This is a genomic window from Pleomorphomonas sp. PLEO, assembly GCF_041320595.1.
GTDB lineage: Bacteria > Pseudomonadota > Alphaproteobacteria > Rhizobiales > Pleomorphomonadaceae > Pleomorphomonas.
The window spans coordinates 5189698-5208048 of record NZ_CP166625.1; the positions used below are offsets into that span (position 1 = coordinate 5189698).

The window sequence follows — 18351 nt, forward strand, 5'->3', positions numbered from 1 at the left end:
ACAGAGTTCTGAGAAGGGCGGCCTGCTACCGCTTGCCCGCATGTAAGGAGGAGTTGATCATGAAAGCCAGTCTTTCCACGACGCTGATGTTCGGCGTCGCCCTTCCGGCGGCGCTCCTGACCGGCAGCGCCCTCGCCGCTCCGAGTTGCGGCGCAGATCCCGTGGTGCTGAACTCTTATTTCGAAACGGGTTTTCCGCTACCGACCAAGCTTGCCCAGGAATTCAGCCGGCAGTTTCCGAATGTCACCTTCAACATCAAGGAGGACCAGTTCGCCAATCTGCTCGAGAACAGCCCGCGCACGCTATCGGAAGATGACGCGCCGGATCTCATCCGACTGCCGACCATGAGCGACCTCGTGGCCAACGATCTCTTGGCCAACCTCGACCCCTATTTCACAGCCTTCGGCTGGGACAAATTCCCGCCGTCGCAACTCGTGCAGCTTCGTGTCGAGCAAGGCGGACGGCCGCGCGGCAGCGGTTCGCTTTACGCCATGGGCCTCAACTATTCGATGACCGGCGTCTTCTACAACAAGGAGCTGGCCGCCAAGATAGGGATGACGGACGCTCCGAAATCCCTCGCTGAGCTCGACGCCCTGCTCGCCAAGGCCAAGGAAGGCGGCATCCAGCCGATCATGCAGTGGAACAAGGCAACCGGCGGCCTAGCCTTTCCGCTGCAGAACCTGATGGGCGCCTATGGCGCGCCGGAGCCGATCAACGACTGGATCTTCCAAAAGGAAGGCGCCAGCGTCGATACCGCCGACAATCTTAAGGCGGCCCAGCACCTCGAAGGCTGGGTCAAGGCGGGTTACTTCCCCAAGGACGCCAATGCCATCGAGTATTTCCAGATGATGAGCCGGTTCACAGGTGGAGAAGGCCTGTTCATGTTCAATGGTGATTGGGAATCCGGCAATCTCGACAAGCAGGCGGGCAAGTTCGGCTTCTTCCTGATGCCTACCCTGGAGGCCGGCGGCCGCCACGCCACCATGTCGGCCCCACTCACCTTCGGCATTGGCGCCAAGGCAACCCACGCCGACTGCGCCGCCTTCTTCCTCAACTGGGTGGCAACCAATCCCGACGCGCGCAAGATCAATGTCGAAGTCGGGGGCTCCAACCCCGGCGGCCCGACCGACCTTCCGATCCCCGCGGTGACACCAGGATCGGTGACCGAAGCGACCCTGACCGCTGGCCAGGTGCTCGCCAAGGACAACGGTGCCATGGACTTCATCGCCAATGCCACCGGCGCCATCTTCGCTGCCGGCTGGACGCCAGAGCTCCAGAAGATGATCGGCGGCCAGCAGACCGCGGAGGGGCTGCTCAAGGCCGTCCAGAAGGAATACGAGACCGAGCTCTCCCGCTGACGCGGCGAGACGCAATGGAGACGAGCGGAGCCAGACATGAACGAGGGAACGCCTCTCAAGGACGCCCGGCATCAGGCGGCGCGGCTCCTCCCATCCGGGCGGGCTCGCAAGGCCCAGTACACCGCCCTGTTGTTCGTGCTGCCAGCCTTCACGGCCTATGCGGTGTTCGTGCTGGCGCCGCTCGTCATGTCTGTCTACTACTCGACACTGCGCTGGGATGGCATCGGCAAAGCCCGGTTCACCGGACTTGCCAACTATGTCACGGTGCTGACCGATCCCGATCTTCTCAGCATCATCGGCAACGCCTTCGAACTGGTGCTCTACTTTACCGTGATCCCGGTGCTGCTCGGCCTTGCCGTGGCCTCATCGATCCGCGGTCATATGTCAGGCACCTTCGGCACGCTGACGCGCACCGTATTGTTCCTGCCGCAGGTGATCCCGCTGGTCGCCGCCGGCATCGCCTGGAGCTGGATGTTTGCCTCATCCGGTCTCGTCAACCAGGCGCTGACCGCCATCGGTCTTACCGACTGGACACGCGGCTGGCTCGGCGACTTCGACTTTGCCCTGCCGGCCGTCGGGATCATCGGCGCCTGGGTTCTGCTCGGCCTTTGCACCATGCTGCTGGTCACCGGCATCGCCAAGATCGATCCTAGCCTCTATGAGGCGGCGCGGCTCGACGGCGCCAGACCCTGGCATGAGTTCCGATACATTACCCTGCCCGGTCTAAGGCAGGAGATCGGGGTCTGCGTCACGGTGACCGTGATCTCCGCGCTGGCCAGCTTCGACATCGTCTACATCGCCACCAGCGGCGGTCCGGGCATCACGACAATGGTGCCAGGCCTTGAGATCTACCGGCTCGCCTTCGCACACCGGCAGGTCGGCCTCGCTTCGGCCCTCGCCATCGTGCTGATGGTGCTGGTGCTGATCGCCATCACGCCTATCCAGTGGTACGCGCGAGACAAGAAATGACAGCTGCCAAACCCAAAACCTGGCTGGCGCGCTTCCTGCTCGCCCTCTTGATGGCGGTGACGCTGCTGCCGTTCCTCAGCATGTTCACGGCGGCCCTCGCGCCGTCCGGCAGCTATCCCAATGGCCTCAGCTGGCCCTCGGATCCGCAGTGGGGCAACTTCGCCAAAGCCTTCGAGTCGGCCAACATGGGCCAGTTGTTGATGTCGAGCGCGTTGATCGTTCTCGGCGTCGTACCCGCGTCGGTGCTGGCCGCCACCATGGCTGGCTATGGCCTTGCCAAGCTCATGCAGGGCCGCAACAAGTGGATCTATCTCGTCTTCGTCGCCGGCCTGACGCTGCCGTTCGAGGCGGTCATCACGCCACTCTACTACGAAGTCCGTGCCTTCGGCCTGCTCAACACCCGCTTTGCCATCATCCTGCCGCTGATCGGCCTCTACATGCCATTCTCGGTCTACTGGATGCGCGCCCATTTCCTCAACGTGCCGAACGACCTCACCGAGGCGGCGCAGCTTGACGGCGCCACGCGCTGGAAGGAATTCTGGCTCGTGCAGGTGCCGCTCGCCCGCCCGGCCATCATGTCGCTGACCATCTTGCTGTTCCTGTGGACCTGGAACCAGTTCCTGCTGCCGGTGGTGCTGGTGAAGGATCCAAGCCGGCGGACGATGGCCGGCGCACTCGGCGCCTTCCAGGGGCAATGGGGCACCGACGTGCCACTGCTGTGCGCCGGCTCGCTGCTCATTCTCGCCCCAACCGTTCTGCTGTTCCTTGCCTTCCAGCGCCACTTCGTCGCGGCGCTCCTGCAGGGTTCGGTGAAGGGCTAAAGAGCCCCTTCACGCAAAGTGGGCGGCGACGCCCCGCATCGGAGACACACCAATGGCCGGGCTGAAGCTCCAGGACGTGCGCAAGACCTTCGGCGCCCTCGAAGTGATCAAGGGGGTGGACCTTGAGGTCGAGCATGGGGAATTCGTTGTTTTCGTCGGTCCGTCCGGCTGTGGCAAATCGACGCTGCTCAGGATGATCGCCGGCCTTGAGGAGACCACATCCGGCCGCCTCGAAATCGGCGGACGCCTCGTCAACGACGTCGAGCCGCGCGACCGGGGCGTTGCCATGGTCTTCCAGTCCTATGCGCTCTATCCGCACATGAGCGTCTACGACAACGTCGGTTTCGGCCTGAAGCTCGCCGGCACGCCGAAGGCGGTACGCGACGCCAAGATCCGAGCGGCGGCGCGGGTGTTGCAGATGGAGCATCTGCTGGAGCGCAAGCCGGCCCAACTCTCAGGCGGTCAGCGGCAGCGCGTCGCCATCGGCCGGGCCATCGTGCGCGAGCCTGACGTATTCCTGTTCGACGAGCCGCTCAGCAACCTCGACGCGGCGCTGCGCGTCGACATGCGCATGGAACTGGCGCGCCTGCATAACGACCTTGGCGCCACGATGATCTACGTGACGCACGATCAGATCGAGGCAATGACCCTGGCCGACAAGATCGTCGTGCTGGAGGGCGGCATCGTGCAGCAGGTCGGCTCGCCGCTTGAACTCTACAATCGGCCGGCCAACCTGTTCGTCGCCGGCTTCATCGGTTCGCCGAAGATGAACCTGCTCAAGGTGACAGCCGAAGCCGGGAGCGATGATGCTGTGCGTGTCGCAAGCCCGCTGCTCGCCTCCACCGCCGTTGGCCACCGTCCAGGAATAGCGCCGGGAGACACAATCACCCTGGGCATCCGGCCTCACGATTTGAAACTCGACGAGGCCGGTCCGATCGGTGGCGAGGTGTCATTGGTCGAGCGCCTAGGCAACGAGACGATTGTCCGTATTCGCCTCGACGCGGCGACCGAGATCACGGCTGCGCTGACCGGACAGGGCGATGTCGCTTTGGGAGCCCCGGCACGCCTCGGCTTCGATCCTGTCGACGTGCACCTCTTCGCTGCCAACGGCCAGCGGCTCTAACGTCGGTCCGCCGAAAAGCACCACAGCCTCAAAGATCGGCAAGATGGCGACATCACACCTCACGGGCTAGCTGCGACGAGTGACCTCTGCCCGCCGTCCGCCTATCCATTTCTCCCTCCAGAGCATTTCGCCGACAAAGCCGGTTTTCTCCAGGTTCGAGCAAGGGCGGCTTTGCCACACTGCTTTTTTGACGTTCAATTTCGCATCGACGGGGTTGCACGGTGAAACGAACTGTGGCAGGAGAACGCCCGTCCCCGGCGATCGATCGCAAGGCCATTCGGCGGGAAAAGACGCTGTGGTAGCTCAGTGGTAGAGCACTCCCTTGGTAAGGGAGAGGTCGAGAGTTCAATCCTCTCTCACAGCACCATTAATCCCTTGAAATAGCTGACTTTTCCCAGAGAAAACCAAGGCTTTCCCCGTCAAAACGGGCTAGCACGCTGTTAGCACGAGGTTGTCCTGCTTATTATTTTTCAATAAGTTAGCGGTAGCGTGCAGCGTGCTGTTAGCACGGACCTAGCACACCGACGCAGCACAGTAACTCGCTGGTGGCGACTCATGGATCAGCCCAAACTGCCCTATGTCGTATTTTCCCGAGTGGATAGCCCGAGCCTTTGGGTTCGATTCTCCATACCGGGACAAGGGCAGAAACGCGTTTGCCTGAAGACCTCCAACGAGGAAGAAGCCAAGCGAAACGCCGAGTACGAATACCGACGAGCCCTCTGGAGCGCCGAGCAAGGCACGCTTCCCGGAAAGACATCCTTCGACAAGGTCGCTCGCCAATATCTTGAAAGTGCCCAACTGGAGGCCGGACGCAATCCGTCCAAGCTGTCCAAGGTCACGGCCGATCGTGGCGTGCTCGATCGCTACATGGTCCCCTTCTTCGGTAGAAGCCCCATAACAGCCATCAGCGTTCCCAAGCTTCACAGCTACATGGAATGGCGAAGAAGCTACTGGACGAGCGGTCCGGGGACAAAAGAGGCGCATATCGCCTATGAGCGAAAGGGACGCAGGGTGATCCGCCCCGCTCAGCATATCGAGGCGACGCTGAGCACGCTGCGCCGAGAAGCCGTCACCATGCGGTCGGTGTTCAAACACGCTGTTCGGCTCGGCTACCTCAAAGCATCCGACATTCCCAAGATCGATCTGGTTGCCGAAGAGCGAAACAAACGTCCGTCCTTCACTGATGCCGAGATCGCCAAGCTGATGGAGGTCGCGGAGCAGCGGCTGGCCGACGTTCTCGTTCCCCAGGGACGAGGCAAACAATCACCAAGCACCTGGAAAGGTGCTGACGGCAAAGACGTCGTCTCCTCCGTCAGCCGCGTCGGCTATGAGCGGATGGTGCTCTACTGCTTCATTGGCATCGCACTCGAAACCGGAATGCGACCGACCGAGCTGTTCAATCTCGATTGGGGTCACATCGTCGGCTTCAAGGAAGAGCGTGCCAAGCCGATCAGCAAGCAACGCATCCGCATCCTGGCCTATGGCAAGGGCAAAAAGCCGCAGCAGCTAGTCCCGAATATCGAAGCCTTCGCGAGCTTCATCAATCTCTGGGAAGCCTTCAAAACCGTTCATGGACGAGAGCCGAGAGACGATGAGCCGGTATTCATGAATGCCTCTGGTGAACGAGCGCAATCCTACAAGAAAAGCCTCAACGCCCTGTTGGAAGCGGCCAAGCTCAAGACCGACGTGTTCGGTCAGGTTCGTTCCGCGTACAGCTTCCGGCACACATACGCGACCCGGCAGCTCAGGAAGGGAACGGACGTCTATACGTTGGCGATCAACATGCGGACGTCCGTTCGGATGATCGAGATGTACTATTCGGATGTCGTGCCGGAGGATTTGGCGAGGCAGTTGGAGGGGAGCTTCGACTAAAGGAGTTGGATGGGGTTTGGCCGGACGGTTTCTGTTCTCCCATCAGGTCACTGCGCAGATTTCCCGGTATCAGCCACCAGATCGACGGCCGCTTTGCGCCCCATCGCGGATGTTTGCGCGAAATGTGCATTCAGCCAGAAGCGGACGTGCGAACTCGTTCGATGAATGGCAGCAACGCGTTATAAGTGGTCATTGCTTCGGGCGGCACAGCAATTATCTTGTCCGCCCGTAAACAGCTTACCTTCAAGAGGCGCCTTGAAGTAGATCTTCGTTGGCAAGCATGCGCGGTCAACACACCGTGCCGAGGGCATAGAGTTGAGCTGGCGCGACAGATTCGAACCTCGAAGATCACAAGGATGCCTGTCGAGATGACACCTGTTAGCTTAACGGTTAGCTTGAGATCGGCTAAGGGAAAGCGTCGATGATCCTCTTCCTGGCAGGTGTTCTAGAGCAGATGGACCTCGCGCTTGAGCACCTCTCAAAAAACGAGGTCCACAACGCCCGCTTTGCTCTGATGCTCACGGACAACGCGACCGAACTGATCCTCCATCAATTCGCGAAGGACCAGGCGGGGCGGCTCAAGTCCTTTCGTCACGTTGAACGGGACTACACCCGTAAAGAGGAGCTCACTGCGGCGCTCGGAAAGTCTTTCGATTCAAAGGTCAGATTCGCAAGGATCGAAGGCTTCTTGTCCGATGAGTTCGCCAGAACGATTAACTTTCTTCATACCTACCGAAATGATCTATATCATGTAGGCCTTCAGCATGAACCTATACTACAAGGATTAGCCGAATTGTACTTCGACACGTCGTGTCGCTTTCTAGCGGGCTTCACGCCTGGGGGGCTGTACTGGGGGTCAGCTCAGAAGCTGCCGGAGCGAGCTAAGAAGTACTTCACTCGCGGACCCGATATGCCTGCGACTTTCGGCGATTTTGAGAAGGGCTGCGGAGCACTCGCCGCTGAGCTGGATTTCAATCCTAAACAGATGGTCCATGTGCTCGCCGACCATATGGATCGTGTGATCGACTACCAGGACACTTGCCTTGGGGTTGTCGCTAATGGTGTCTACGTTGGCGCTCAGGTCTCCCGCGATCAGGCTGTGATCGACACTCAAGCATGGACTATCGCATTCACGGATGTCGGCAAGACGTTTGCTCAAGACAACGGATGGTCGGGAGGAACGGTCTGGGGATACATTGAGTGGCTAAAGGCAAACTACCCTTTCCGCATCAAAGTCGATCCCATTCCCTCATGGAGGAAGCAGGTCGCGCGTCTTCGGGCGAAAGCGAACCCGCATGTCGCGTTGGCAAACTATCAATCGTTCATGGATGTCACTGCGGAGCTTCGTGATGCGATCGAAAGTTCTGCGGCAAGTGCCGAGGCCGAGATCGACCGGCTGATTGACGAACGGCGTGGCAAATAGACGTCACAAGTAACTCATGAGGCGGCCTCGTGTTGTTGGTGTTTTTTGCCACCGTGCTGAACCCCACTCGGTCAGCGCCCTTTGTGGCGGAGCCCAAAGGCCAATGGCTACCCCAGAGCTAGTTAGTATCTTGTAGCCTTTTCTTATTACTTTTAAGACCTACACAAGAGAGATAAACCCACATAATAACATTGATTCACAAACACATAGAGACAGACAGACACAAAGCGTGAGACTTCATAGCATGGATCATGCCCCCTCCAAACTCTCATGCTTTTAGAGACTGGCAGGGTGTTCGTCAGTTCGAATGATCGACCTGCCCTGCCCGTGTGTCGAGCCGAACGATCTCGGGAAACAGCTTGAGGACACATTCGACTGATCGAAGCGGACACACCGAGGATGAGTTCTTTCGTGTTCGTTCAGCTCGTGTTGGCCCAAAGTGATTGCCGTCCTCCGACGCGGAGCTAGAACCGGCGCAATCAACTGTTCAACCCCAGGCTTTTTCTTTGTCCACGCCGTTGGAACTGCAAGGCACAGGCGAGCACGCGAAAATCTGAGCTCCCACCACTTTGCGTTTTAACAAACAAGCGATATTGAGGAGATAGAGGTTAGGTCAGGCCAGGAGCATAAAATGCCCAAGTGCTTAATAATGCTTGATAATTCAAACGTGTTTATCGAAGGCAAAAAACTCTCTGCCAAGAGAAAGGGCGTGCAGCGCGAAGCTGGCAACTCGCGCGACCCTCAAGACCCTTCATGGCGCGTGGATTTCGGGGCATTGCTCGCATTTATGGCAGATGGCCGCGAGATTCTGGACGCCATCTTGGTTGGCTCTAAGCCCCCTCAAAACGACAGCGTTTGGACATCAGCGGAACAGCAAGGCTTCAAGGTACTGACCTACGAGAAGGCATTTTCGGGTCAGGAAAAGGAAGTCGATACTGAGATCGCAACTCAGGCTGCGGAGATCATTCTGCTCAATAAAGATGAGCCTGGAGTTCTTGTATTAGGGTCAGGTGACCGCGATTTTCTGCCTACAGTTAGGTGCGCTCATCGTTGGAAATGGGAAGTGGAGATGTGTGCTTTCACAAGCGCATTTAACCCGCATGGAGACATCGCGATGGCGGTTGAAAAGATCCGTCCTTTCGACGCTGTCTTCGACGACATCGGACGATGCGACTTCACTTGGCCTTAACATTGTTGGCCACAAAGCGCCGCTTTTTCCGGGCGAGCCCGATGCGATCCGAACACCAAATTGCCGTGTGTCTATGGCCAAGCAAACTACGAGGCGCTGTCATTGGGTAGCGCAGTCCTATCTGAAGGCATTTGCGACCGACGAAAGCGGGCGTCGCATTTGGCGGTTGAGCCTAAATAACGGCGAGCCAGAGCTGAAGCGCATCGATAAGGTCGCAGTTAAGCATCACCTCTACGCTCCGCTTGATGCTGACGGCTTGCGCGACGATACGCAGGAAAAAAAGCTCGCGGATCTGGAAAATTTCTTCGGAAGCCCACTTTGGAAGACTGCCTGCAACGACTATCCCGATTTTTCCTGGGAACCATTGCGCAAAATGGTCGCCCTGCTTGCAGCAGTGTCATGGTTACGAACGCCCCGACAATTCGAGTTTTGGAAATCTACCCACCAGCAATTTGCTGACTTCTTTGCCGAACAGGACACGCTTCCAGACGCGGTTACTATCGGCGGTCGTCGTGTGGAATTGGACCATACCTCGTGGCCCAGTTACCGCGACGCCACCGAGGAGGACATGAAACAAGCGTGGAATTCTTGGATTGGGCAAGCGGGCGGTATCGCTCAGATATTTCTGAAGATGCGGTGGGCTGTCCTTGTCAGTGACCAGCCGGTTTTCATCACCTCGGACAATCCAGTCCTCGTCGGCGATACCATCGGCCCGCATCGCGGATTAATGCATCCCGAAGCGATGGTGACATTCCCGCTCAGCCCGACTCGCGTGCTGTGCATGGATAACCGCCACAGCGAACCAGATTCCAGATTTTATGGGCTCGGTCACGACCCGGCCTCAACCAATGCGCTTATTTGGCGAAACGCTATCGAGCATATGTTCTCGCCTCGGAACCCCGACGAGGTATGTGCCGAGATAGTCGCAAACGCGGAGACGATGGGCTTTGCCTAGCCAGAAGCGCGTTGCTAGGCGATGCGTTACAAATCGAGTGAGACGGTCATCCATGAAAGCGGATACGCCCAAGCGGCATCACTATGTCCCGCAATTTTACCTGCGACGCTTCGCCTGCCAGGACGATCCGAACAAGGTTCGCACCCTTGAACGGCATGGCGACATTTTGGTCATCGATCGCAAATCAATCGATGGGATCGGGTATGAAGAAGGAATGCACGATTTCGTCGCTGAAGGTGTCTCAGGCTCGATCGAGGGTCCCATCAATCGCGTGATTGAGACGCCATTCTCCAACAGTCCGACTTGGAAGAAAATCGTTGGGCGAGACGGCGCGAAACTCAACGAACACGACAAGGTACCGATCCACGGCTTTGCTCGCCACCTCCAACGTAGGAACCTTGAAACGTTGCGATTCATCGAGGCTCAAACCACCCGGTTCAACGATGGCGCGCTCGATGGTGACCTTTCCGAGGAAGAGCGCGAGATGCACGAGTGGATCGCCGCATCCACCGACCATGCTCACGCAATCTTCCGCGCAGGAGCGATGGACACAGCAATCCCGGAGGACGCTGACGCGATCAACGTGATGGTCTGCCGTTCACCTATCTCGCTACGGACCTCAACTAACCCGACGCTCCTGATCTCCGAGCCAGGAAGGCAGTCCGTTTTCGGCTCTTTCTTCAACGGGCTTAGGACTTGGTGGCTGACGCTCGACCGCCATTGCGGCGTCTTCATTGTAACCGGTGGACCGGCTAATTTTACCAATGACACCATACCGTTAGAGGTGGCGCGCGTTATAAACCGGCAATATCTGGTCCAGCACGGCAACAGCATGACGGTCCGCTATCTCATTGCCGAGGACTCTTATGTCGAAGAGGATCTCCAATGGGCAGGCTACAACCTAGAGCAACGCACAATCCGTGGCGCGCGATGGCGAAAGCGCCCCAGCGTCGAACAGTGAGTCACACTGCTTCGGATCGACTTTGTAGAGCCACCACCGCGATTATGCTCTTGAGGTCATGATGGCCACACGGGCATGCCGCACGATTTTCAACAAACGTCAGTGTGTGCGCGTCGCTCCGATGCTCTTCGTCATGAGAAATCGCTCGACCAACCCGGCAGCTCCTTTGACGCCCCCACCTAGAGCTAGTTAGTATCTTGTAGCGTATTCTTATTACTTTTAATACAAGACCTAGGCATAGAGAGAAACAGACACATAGACAGGAACAAGAACATAGAAAGAACACGAGACATCACAGCATTGGTCAGTCCTCTCCAAACTCCCATGTTTGAGGAAGACTCACAGGATGCTCATCAGTCACTTTTTTCTCGGCTTGCCCGTCGACATGGACAGCCCCCATTTTTTTGAGTTTTGCGATCATATCGGCGATCTCAGGCGAAGGAGCCGGTTTGGCTTGGCTCGTTCTCGATGCCCATCGCCCCTTGGTTCTCACGCCGGTTTTCTTCTTCGACTTGCTCTTTGGCCCGATCCAAAACTGCTGCGATCGATATCCATGGCGGGGTTGGCTCAGATAGTTCGCCACTGAGCCGACGGCCTCCTTGGGCCACCACTTGCGCTGACTTCTGGCCTGCCGATCAAACTCAAACTCCGGGTCAAATGGCTCAGTTCGCTTGTAGTCGTCCTCAATGCGATATTTCATCGAGTAGCGCGTGATGTTGCGAATATTCAACTTCACGTCCTTGCTGGTGTCAAAAGGCTGAACATCGACCTGATAAGGATGCGGCGCGTTTTTGCCTTGGATGACCGCCTTGAAATCGTCGCGGGACACCTCGCGGAGGCCGACGATTGCGTGGAAGTGGAGCAGCCAACATGTCTTGCCTGTGGGCACCGCTGGGAAGCCCAGTGGAGGCAAGGCGATTTTTGCGTTTCGCCCGAGTTCGTCAGTGTCAAGCAGGTGATCGAATTCCCAATAGCCTTTGACGCTCACCTCATTCCATGCGGGGTCAGCGCTCCTCTTAGCCATGATGGCGTTTCGGATCGTCATGGTAAATTTCTTTTGGATTTCTACGGCGTCCGTGAGTTCCGGAAGCACCTTCACCAGCACAGTCATAAAGGCCAGCTTCTCATTGCCCTGATAAGCAAACAGCCTAAGATTTTCTGCCGTTTGCCTCCTACGTCGCAGCAGCAGGCAGCGCGGGCAAAAAACCACGCCGCACTCATGCATGTTGCCGTTGACATCCAAGTCGCCGCATATATTGAGCCGCGCTTGAACGCTGGTGTCGCCAGCTATTTTCAGAGCTGCCCGCTGTTGAGCAAAGCCAATGGTCAGTCCGGGGATTTTTTGCTTTTCCGCCCAAGTGAAGCTCGTCTTCATCAGCTCGGCTTGGAACTTCGATATCTCGGCTGGTCGAGCCTTTACCTCCTGATCCCAAAAGTACCAGATCTCAGGGGGCTCGTTCGTTTTCGTCATTTCCGCTTCCTCAATTGGTGGCCCCGGATGCTGCAAACATCCGGGACCGATGTGTGCGGAAGCAGGCGACACACAAAATCCAGTTCAGGCAACGGCAAGAGAGCTTCCGGCATCGGCCCGTTTGCAGCGGGAATATCGATGTCCGGTAGGCTCCGCTGGGGAGCCTACCGATCTTACCGTCGACGGCCTCAGAGGATGAACGCCATCGACAAGCTATTTATGCGGCTAGCCCATCAGCAGAATTACCCATTGGGTTGCCTTCAGGCCAGCATGTCACGGACCCAGTTAACAAGATCGATGCTCCTGCCACATGAGCGGTCGCGTCTCGATTGATGGCTTAGCCCGACGTTCGCGCCAGTTTAGAACGGCAAGAAATCCGGCGAAACCAACCGTTTTACAGTTAACAGTCCAAGAGCCGGTCTGTTCCAAGAACAAATTTCAATAAAAATGCAGATCGAGTCAAAAAGATATGGACGCCAGAGAATGCCCGCACCTATTGTCGGGATAACGAAAGCAACCCCGAAAGATTCCACCCCCACATAGCCGTTTTGCTTGGCCGTCGATTCGACGGGGGCGAGCTTTTGTTTTCAGAAGTAATTTCGCTTCGCATTGAGAATGGATTTTAAAAATGAATAATTTCGAAGATTTCTTTAACGAAATCGATCACTGCTTGGACGTTCTATATTCGCTTGGCGCTGAGCTCGCGGAAAAGTTCGGCAGTCAGCCTCTTCAGAGTCTGGAGACGGACCAGTACTTCCTGATCATCCTGGGATACCATCGCCTGCAGCTCTGGTCGCCACAAGCGGCTGCTATGATGGCTTCACCAGAGGTTGGAATCGAGCCGACGGCCGATCCTCTTCGCGTGGTACTCGCCTACATCTCGACGGACAACGCCTTCTTGGACAAGATGACCGAGAAGGCTGGAGAGATGGCACAGGAGCTCTCAGAGCTGGTCAAGACTGCTGCAGAGTGATCCCTGGCAAGGGCTAGACGTTCCAAAATGGCGGTGGTTGCATAGCGCGACCATCGCCTTTTCGCGTCCCAGCAGCCGTCACTAAAGAAGCTCGACTGCCGCTTTCAGCATGTCGTCCCTCACGTCGATGTACCGCTGTGTCGTGGTCATGTGCTTGTGACCGGCCAAGGTCATGATGACCTTCGTGCCGACACCCGAGTTGGCGAGCTTGGTAATGAACCAGCGTCGGCCGCTGTGAGAAGTCGCGCCATCCAGGCCAGCAGCCACATACATCCGGTTCATCAGCTGGCAGAGCGTGTTCGGCGAAAACGCCGTCTTCTTCTGCGTCACCAGCAGCGGCGAGTTAGTTTTCCGCTTCTTGGCTTCATCCCCTGATCGGCGAAACCGCTCGATCTCATGTCGCAGCCGATCGCTCAGGAAGACCACCCGTTCGTGACCGCCCTTGGCGATATCGGATCGAACAACCAGTCGTTCCCTGATCGTGCCATCGGCCTCCAGGATGTCGCCGATCAATAGACCGGCGATCTCACCGACGCGGAGTCCGACGAGATGGGACAGCATGAAGGCCAACCGGTTGCGCTCGGCATGTCGGGACTGCGCAACGACGGCCAAGAGCCGCTTGAGTTCGGGTTCGGTCAACACTCGAGCTTGGCGCATAGAAACCTCATAAAATGCTGCAATTGCTCAGCTTTTATGATGTTTCCATATGCTCGGCATCGCTACCGAAAACTGCCCGTCCCGAATTGCTATGCAGGGCCAATGGGTTAGAGTTGGAAAAGCCGGAAACGTCAGAGAATCTGAATTTTGTGACGTTTCGCTGCCTAGGCAGAAATCGGCCCTGCCGCGCTAAATACCATTGCGGCAACGGGAGCAGCATCATGTCAGGCCTCGACCTTCTCGAACAAATCTACCAACAGCTACACGGTGCTGGCTTGATCGGCACGAAAGCGGAATTCTCCGAACGGCTAATGGGTAAATCCCGCAGCTATCTCACCTCGATGCGGGCGAGGAAGCGGCACGTTTCAAGCGACGTCCTCTTGACCCTAGACGGCGCACTAAGAGCGGAAATCCGCGCACGTCCAAAAGACCAAGAGGTTGTAGACAGGATCACATTACGCCGCGCTCTGTCGGAGATAGATACGTTTCTCCGCTCTTATCCAGCAGTCGACTCGATAGGACCTGTCGGGACTCCATCCAGCGGGACGAGCGCAAAAGCAAAGATTTCTTGATAATTGTGAGACCCAGACTTCACTCGTACGCGCTAAAAAACAGCACCCGTTGGTGGTTGGATCGATTCCCAAGCGTTCGATATCATTTCGCAAGCGGCCTCAGCATTCGCGAATTTGCGGACTGCATCGCCTGCGCCAACGTGGGCGATTCCAGCGAATGCGTCGATCACCAAGCAAAGGCCCCGATCTGACTCGGCAGCGCTTTCCGGCAAGAATCCGGGCAGGTTGAGGATTCCAAACAAAAGAGAAGCTTGCATTATACAAACATCTGGCTTTGTTGGCTTGCCCTTTGCATATCGAAGCATTGAAGCGCCAACTTTAATCTTATTCGTCCTGGTTACCCTCCGGAGCCGAAACGCAAGATCAGCTGTTATATCTACGCCGTGCGTCCCGAGCTTTAACGCGGGTCCAGCAGCCAACAGCTCTCCAGGGGGAAGAACCACAGATGCCACCACTGATGAAAAGCGCTCTATATAATCGGCGTTATGTTCATTTTCATCCGCTTCGAAATCTGTATCCGCAATTTTTGCTCGTATGCGCGACGCCTCTTGAAGAAGGTGCTCTTTGTTAGCAATTCCATTTGCATAGGCACTTGATATACTTATTTTTGCGTCGCTATGCTGTACGATACGCGCCAAAGGTCGATATTTACAGTCGCGAATTATCGTTCGACGCTTGCGATCTGAAGCGCACATGTACTCAGCGAGTTGGCCTAGATTCATTTTCGGTGTGTTAACCAACCGATGCGTCTTATCGGAAGCCATGATTCTCTCCGCAACGAGGTCGCACTATGGCTCATCTCTACTTCAGCGCGAAGCTAGATTCCGATCGATCCTTATGCCTATCTGTTTTGAGCGACAAGATGTTGGAATTTGTTACCGAGGACGACTTTGACCCAAGTGGTTATTATCTTTACGAGATTTTAGGAGCCTGCGGAGTTCGCTCGGTAGAAATTCTTGCCCACGTCCCGTCTGACGAGGCAGCTGTACGCCTAAGTACTATGATGGGCCTCTCGTAGCTCAAGGTACTGTTGGCTAGGCTTCGATACAGTATTTTCTCACGAACGAACTCTTGTTTCCCCCTAAGGGGATCAATCGGATGTCCGGCCTAAACTTTCGGTTTTCGGCCTGCCTTCAACTGCGTCAGCTTTTCACCGGCAACCGGCTCGCGCAGCAGTTCTGATACGTGAGCGGCGAGAGCATTGGCGATCTTTTCAAGGATGCCGATCGACGGGTTTTCCAACATGCGCTCAAGCCGGCTGACATAAGTTCGGTCAACGCCGGCTTCATTGGCTAGGCGTTCTTGAGAGATATCTTTTGCGACCCTCAGGCGGCGCATATTCCAGGCAACGAGCTCACGACCATTCATGAGCGTATAAGCATCATAGGTCGGCGCTTTTATCCACGGACTCTGGACCTATTATTTTTGACTAGGCAGTATCAACAGATCGATCAACCGGATTCGAAGGACTCGCGCCAATCGATCTAGAAGGTCAATGTCCGGATCGTGTTGCCCCGCTTCGATGGCCGATATCAAGGTAGATGGCAGACCGGATTCCTGGGCCAACTGCTCGATGGTCAATCCTCTGCACTCTCGCCATAGGGCAATCCCCCTCGCTACCTCAGCTACGCCGCTCAGCTTCCTGGGCTGCTGCTCCATGCCCTCGTCAATCATAGGCCTATACACACACTTAACAGCTCGTTAATATGGTGATTATACGCCTCTGATTGATTCCCGTGAAGAGCCGGTCAGCAGCTTTTTGGGGAGGGATTGCATGTCCAGCATTTCGCTTTCGAAACCTCAGCGCGTGACAGCAGCCATGCCGCAAAGGATGGCTGGAGAACGAAAGATCGACCATGTGCAAACGGAGTCAGCAGGCGATCAGGATCGCTCGGCAGCAGCAAATAACGCGCTCAGCCCTGGCCTATTCTGGAAGGCCATCATGGCCTTGGCGACGGTGCTAGTCATCAATGCAACCATCGGAATGGCTCTACACGGAACCTTCTGGCTGACAGCCTATTGGGACGCTTTGGCTTACTCGTGCGAAAGTAGCCTGTCGCTTTCCGTCCGTTAGCACGACCTATTACAATCGCCGCTGTCCAGGCATCACACATGAGTCCAATCCGCGATCGAAGCACGCCCTTAAACTCATGCACTCGAACAAACCCCGAGTTTTTACGTATTTCAAGGTACTACGGGTTAACGCCACTAAATTTCGATACGCTAGGGCAAAAGAGAGCAATAAACTTCACAACCTACGAGAGGCGTGCCACTCTACCGCTCGCCGTATCCCGCGAACGTTTCGCGTGACGCGATTCGTCAGTCTGGTAATCGCCATATGCCCCAAGACATCCATCTTCTCGCGAGACAGGAATTCCTTACGGATAAAGCGAAGTATTTCTCGGACAAAAAAGAATTGTATTTGGAAGTTAAGGATCGCATTGCAGAAAGTCTTGGTCTCCCCCTATCAATGATACGCGTCTGTGGATCAGCCTATTGGGGACGCAGTTACACTGCCGACCGGGATTTTTTACCTGGGGATTCTGACCTCGACGTGGCGTTAATTGATCAATTAATGTACGTTAGGGCTATATCTGAAGCTCGACAGATGACGCATAATTTTTATAACCGCACACTATTTCCGAGTTCTCCTCATAACGCATACGAAACGTTTCGGGATTACGCTTACAAGAAAGGCATCATCAGGCCAGACCTGATGCCGAGAACTAGACTGAAAACCTTACTTAGTTCTCTTTCTCATTCGCTTTCATACCAGTTTCGAGACCATTTCTCCAAAATTACCTTTGCTATCTATGATACGGAAGCGTCGTTTACCGTTAAACAGATCGCTCCGACCGAGAAGTTTAATGGAGGCAAGGTATGATAAAATACCAGGTTCGATCGAGGGATCTAATTGATCTTGTCAATGATGTCCGTTCAGGCAGGCTCATTCTAAGTCCATATTTTCAGAGGAATCTTGTCTGGAGAGACCTCCACAAGAGAGATTTTATAGATACCATCCTAAAGGGATACCCATTCCCTCAAATTTTCATTGCCCGCGGCGATATTGACGTTGAGAGCATGACATCACAGTCGTGTGTTGTAGATGGTCAGCAACGCATGAATGCAATCATGGAATTCGTGACGGATTTATTTTCCGCATCAGGACGAAAATTCTCGGAAATGGACCTTGTTGATAAAGAAGAATTCTTGAAATACCAAATTCCAGTCATCGATTTAGAAATGAAGGCTACAGACCCATCTGTCATAGACGTATTCAAGCGTCTGAACAGGACATTCTATTCTTTGTCAACTATTGAGAAAATGGCGACCGAATATTCTAGCGTCGATCTTATGTTAATATCGAAATATATTTGCGGATTTTTCTCCGTCGACACAGATGATGATGACACTAACCTTTCACAAGACCCCAACTTACCACCAGAATTTTTGTCTTGGGCAAAAACGTATGATGTCTCCGCGATTACAGAACTTGTCTCAGGCGGACGAATATTCACCGGCTACGAAAATTCTCGCATGGTCCATTTGATGTGGGTTTTGAATCTGGTGTCTACAATCCGATTTGGATATTTTGCAAGGAATGACAAAACAAAGGAACTTCTCGACTTGTCTGAGGATATTGTCCCCACGCGAGATCGGCTGCTTATCGTTCTTCAGAGAGCTGCAAGATTTTTTCAATCTCTGAATCTTTCTGATGTTCCTTGGTGGAGCAAATCAAATTCATTTACACTCATGGTGGTCATAGTTTGGAATATTGACGCTCTGGAGAGATTAGGCGTTGATATTGTTCGTGAAAAATTGGAAGATTTCGGGCGCAACCTTCCTGGTGACTACGCTTTGGCGGCTCGGGAAGCAGTTAATAATTTGCGGCAACGACGACTTCGGCACGAACGACTTGCGCAAATTATAGGGGTGTCTACAGAAGAAACACCGTTCGAGGGAAGTTTGGCTACGCCTGCGTAGAGTGCTTGTATTCGCTACTCAGC

The 18351-nt window shown here is 55.4% G+C and carries 19 protein-coding genes and 1 tRNA gene; 15 read left to right on the top strand and 5 right to left on the bottom strand.

All coding sequences use genetic code 11. The annotated features are described in order from the left end of the window. The first annotated feature begins 59 nt into the window (after positions 1–59). From AB6N07_RS23975 to AB6N07_RS24020, 10 genes are all read left to right on the top strand, one after another. Positions 60–1358: an ABC transporter substrate-binding protein gene (locus AB6N07_RS23975; RefSeq protein ID WP_370675547.1), complete on the top strand. Its 1299-nt coding sequence runs from the start codon at positions 60–62 to the stop codon at positions 1356–1358. 36 nt (positions 1359–1394) lie between these two features. Further along, positions 1395–2327, top strand: coding sequence for a carbohydrate ABC transporter permease (locus AB6N07_RS23980; RefSeq protein ID WP_370675548.1), 933 nt, complete (start codon positions 1395–1397; stop codon positions 2325–2327). Then, on the top strand, positions 2324–3148 hold the full coding sequence (locus AB6N07_RS23985; protein WP_370675549.1) for a carbohydrate ABC transporter permease: 825 nt from the start codon (positions 2324–2326) through the stop codon (positions 3146–3148). Before AB6N07_RS23980 ends, AB6N07_RS23985 begins: the two co-directional genes overlap by 4 nt. 52 nt (positions 3149–3200) lie before the next feature. Beyond that, positions 3201–4271, top strand: coding sequence for an ABC transporter ATP-binding protein (locus AB6N07_RS23990; RefSeq protein ID WP_370675550.1), 1071 nt, complete (start codon positions 3201–3203; stop codon positions 4269–4271). 292 nt (positions 4272–4563) lie between these two features. Continuing rightward, a tRNA-Thr gene (locus tag AB6N07_RS23995) sits at positions 4564–4638 on the top strand. A gap of 188 nt (positions 4639–4826) precedes the next feature. After that, positions 4827–6143, top strand: a complete 1317-nt coding sequence (locus tag AB6N07_RS24000; protein ID WP_370675551.1) for a tyrosine-type recombinase/integrase — start codon at positions 4827–4829, stop codon at positions 6141–6143. Between the two features lie 421 nt (positions 6144–6564). Next, entirely contained in the window at positions 6565–7566 is a 1002-nt protein-coding gene (locus tag AB6N07_RS24005; protein ID WP_370675552.1) for a hypothetical protein, read from the top strand. Positions 7567–8197: 631 nt separating this feature from the next. Further along, on the top strand, positions 8198–8755 hold the full coding sequence (locus AB6N07_RS24010; RefSeq protein WP_370675553.1) for an NYN domain-containing protein: 558 nt from the start codon (positions 8198–8200) through the stop codon (positions 8753–8755). A gap of 73 nt (positions 8756–8828) precedes the next feature. Further along, entirely contained in the window at positions 8829–9710 is an 882-nt protein-coding gene (locus AB6N07_RS24015; protein ID WP_370675554.1) for a DUF4238 domain-containing protein, read from the top strand. A gap of 52 nt (positions 9711–9762) precedes the next feature. Continuing rightward, on the top strand, positions 9763–10671 hold the full coding sequence (locus AB6N07_RS24020) for a DUF4238 domain-containing protein (protein ID WP_370675555.1): 909 nt from the start codon (positions 9763–9765) through the stop codon (positions 10669–10671). A 304-nt stretch (positions 10672–10975) separates the two neighbouring features. On the opposite strand, the gene AB6N07_RS24025 is transcribed toward AB6N07_RS24020, so the two are convergent. Next, positions 10976–12142, bottom strand: coding sequence for a hypothetical protein (locus tag AB6N07_RS24025; protein ID WP_370675556.1), 1167 nt, complete (start codon positions 12140–12142; stop codon positions 10976–10978). A 628-nt stretch (positions 12143–12770) separates the two neighbouring features. Between AB6N07_RS24025 and AB6N07_RS24030 the strand changes: the two genes are divergently transcribed. Beyond that, on the top strand, positions 12771–13115 hold the full coding sequence (locus AB6N07_RS24030; RefSeq protein ID WP_370675557.1) for a hypothetical protein: 345 nt from the start codon (positions 12771–12773) through the stop codon (positions 13113–13115). A gap of 81 nt (positions 13116–13196) precedes the next feature. Here the strand turns inward: AB6N07_RS24030 and AB6N07_RS24035 are convergent, their stop codons facing one another. After that, positions 13197–13772, bottom strand: coding sequence for a tyrosine-type recombinase/integrase (locus tag AB6N07_RS24035; RefSeq protein WP_370675558.1), 576 nt, complete (start codon positions 13770–13772; stop codon positions 13197–13199). Between the two features lie 221 nt (positions 13773–13993). Here AB6N07_RS24035 and AB6N07_RS24040 point away from each other — a divergent pair, with 221 nt between their 5' ends. Continuing rightward, complete coding sequence (locus AB6N07_RS24040) at positions 13994–14344, top strand: DUF6626 family protein (protein ID WP_370675559.1); 351 nt, start codon at positions 13994–13996, stop codon at positions 14342–14344. 32 nt (positions 14345–14376) lie between these two features. On the opposite strand, the gene AB6N07_RS24045 is transcribed toward AB6N07_RS24040, so the two are convergent. The 3 genes from AB6N07_RS24045 to AB6N07_RS24055 form a co-directional block, all read right to left on the bottom strand. Then, a complete protein-coding gene (locus AB6N07_RS24045) occupies positions 14377–15108 on the bottom strand; it encodes a hypothetical protein (RefSeq protein ID WP_370675560.1) in 732 nt (243 codons plus the stop codon). Between the two features lie 343 nt (positions 15109–15451). Then, complete coding sequence (locus AB6N07_RS24050) at positions 15452–15712, bottom strand: helix-turn-helix domain-containing protein (RefSeq protein WP_370675561.1); 261 nt, start codon at positions 15710–15712, stop codon at positions 15452–15454. Positions 15713–15763: 51 nt separating this feature from the next. Then, a complete protein-coding gene (locus AB6N07_RS24055) occupies positions 15764–16018 on the bottom strand; it encodes a helix-turn-helix domain-containing protein (protein ID WP_370675562.1) in 255 nt (84 codons plus the stop codon). 100 nt (positions 16019–16118) lie between these two features. Here AB6N07_RS24055 and AB6N07_RS24060 point away from each other — a divergent pair, with 100 nt between their 5' ends. The 3 genes from AB6N07_RS24060 (at position 16119) to AB6N07_RS24070 (ending at position 18328) form a co-directional block, all read left to right on the top strand. Further along, complete coding sequence (locus AB6N07_RS24060) at positions 16119–16418, top strand: hypothetical protein (RefSeq protein ID WP_370675563.1); 300 nt, start codon at positions 16119–16121, stop codon at positions 16416–16418. Positions 16419–16610: 192 nt separating this feature from the next. Then, a complete protein-coding gene (locus AB6N07_RS24065) occupies positions 16611–17228 on the top strand; it encodes a hypothetical protein (protein ID WP_370675564.1) in 618 nt (205 codons plus the stop codon). Continuing rightward, a complete protein-coding gene (locus AB6N07_RS24070; RefSeq protein WP_370675565.1) occupies positions 17225–18328 on the top strand; it encodes a DUF262 domain-containing protein in 1104 nt (367 codons plus the stop codon). Before AB6N07_RS24065 ends, AB6N07_RS24070 begins: the two co-directional genes overlap by 4 nt. Positions 18329–18351 lie beyond the last annotated feature (23 nt).

Bases quoted from the DNA above. Each gene is read 5' to 3' on its own strand.
- AB6N07_RS24055 (WP_370675562.1), bottom strand. From the start codon at position 16,018: ATGATTGACGAGGGCATGGAGCAGCAGCCCAGGAAGCTGAGCGGCGTA.
- AB6N07_RS24070 (WP_370675565.1), top strand. From the start codon at position 17,225: ATGATAAAATACCAGGTTCGATCGAGGGATCTAATTGATCTTGTCAAT.
- AB6N07_RS24015 (WP_370675554.1), top strand. From the start codon at position 8,829: ATGGCCAAGCAAACTACGAGGCGCTGTCATTGGGTAGCGCAGTCCTAT.
- AB6N07_RS24050 (WP_370675561.1), bottom strand. From the start codon at position 15,712: ATGAATGGTCGTGAGCTCGTTGCCTGGAATATGCGCCGCCTGAGGGTC.
- AB6N07_RS24045 (WP_370675560.1), bottom strand. From the start codon at position 15,108: ATGGCTTCCGATAAGACGCATCGGTTGGTTAACACACCGAAAATGAAT.
- AB6N07_RS24060 (WP_370675563.1), top strand. From the start codon at position 16,119: ATGTCCAGCATTTCGCTTTCGAAACCTCAGCGCGTGACAGCAGCCATG.
- AB6N07_RS23990 (WP_370675550.1), top strand. From the start codon at position 3,201: ATGGCCGGGCTGAAGCTCCAGGACGTGCGCAAGACCTTCGGCGCCCTC.
- AB6N07_RS24020 (WP_370675555.1), top strand. From the start codon at position 9,763: ATGAAAGCGGATACGCCCAAGCGGCATCACTATGTCCCGCAATTTTAC.
- AB6N07_RS24005 (WP_370675552.1), top strand. From the start codon at position 6,565: ATGATCCTCTTCCTGGCAGGTGTTCTAGAGCAGATGGACCTCGCGCTT.
- AB6N07_RS23985 (WP_370675549.1), top strand. From the start codon at position 2,324: ATGACAGCTGCCAAACCCAAAACCTGGCTGGCGCGCTTCCTGCTCGCC.
- AB6N07_RS23975 (WP_370675547.1), top strand. From the start codon at position 60: ATGAAAGCCAGTCTTTCCACGACGCTGATGTTCGGCGTCGCCCTTCCG.
- AB6N07_RS23980 (WP_370675548.1), top strand. From the start codon at position 1,395: ATGAACGAGGGAACGCCTCTCAAGGACGCCCGGCATCAGGCGGCGCGG.
- AB6N07_RS24035 (WP_370675558.1), bottom strand. From the start codon at position 13,772: ATGCGCCAAGCTCGAGTGTTGACCGAACCCGAACTCAAGCGGCTCTTG.
- AB6N07_RS24000 (WP_370675551.1), top strand. From the start codon at position 4,827: ATGGATCAGCCCAAACTGCCCTATGTCGTATTTTCCCGAGTGGATAGC.
- AB6N07_RS24040 (WP_370675559.1), top strand. From the start codon at position 13,994: ATGTCAGGCCTCGACCTTCTCGAACAAATCTACCAACAGCTACACGGT.
- AB6N07_RS24025 (WP_370675556.1), bottom strand. From the start codon at position 12,142: ATGACGAAAACGAACGAGCCCCCTGAGATCTGGTACTTTTGGGATCAG.
- AB6N07_RS24030 (WP_370675557.1), top strand. From the start codon at position 12,771: ATGAATAATTTCGAAGATTTCTTTAACGAAATCGATCACTGCTTGGAC.
- AB6N07_RS24010 (WP_370675553.1), top strand. From the start codon at position 8,198: ATGCCCAAGTGCTTAATAATGCTTGATAATTCAAACGTGTTTATCGAA.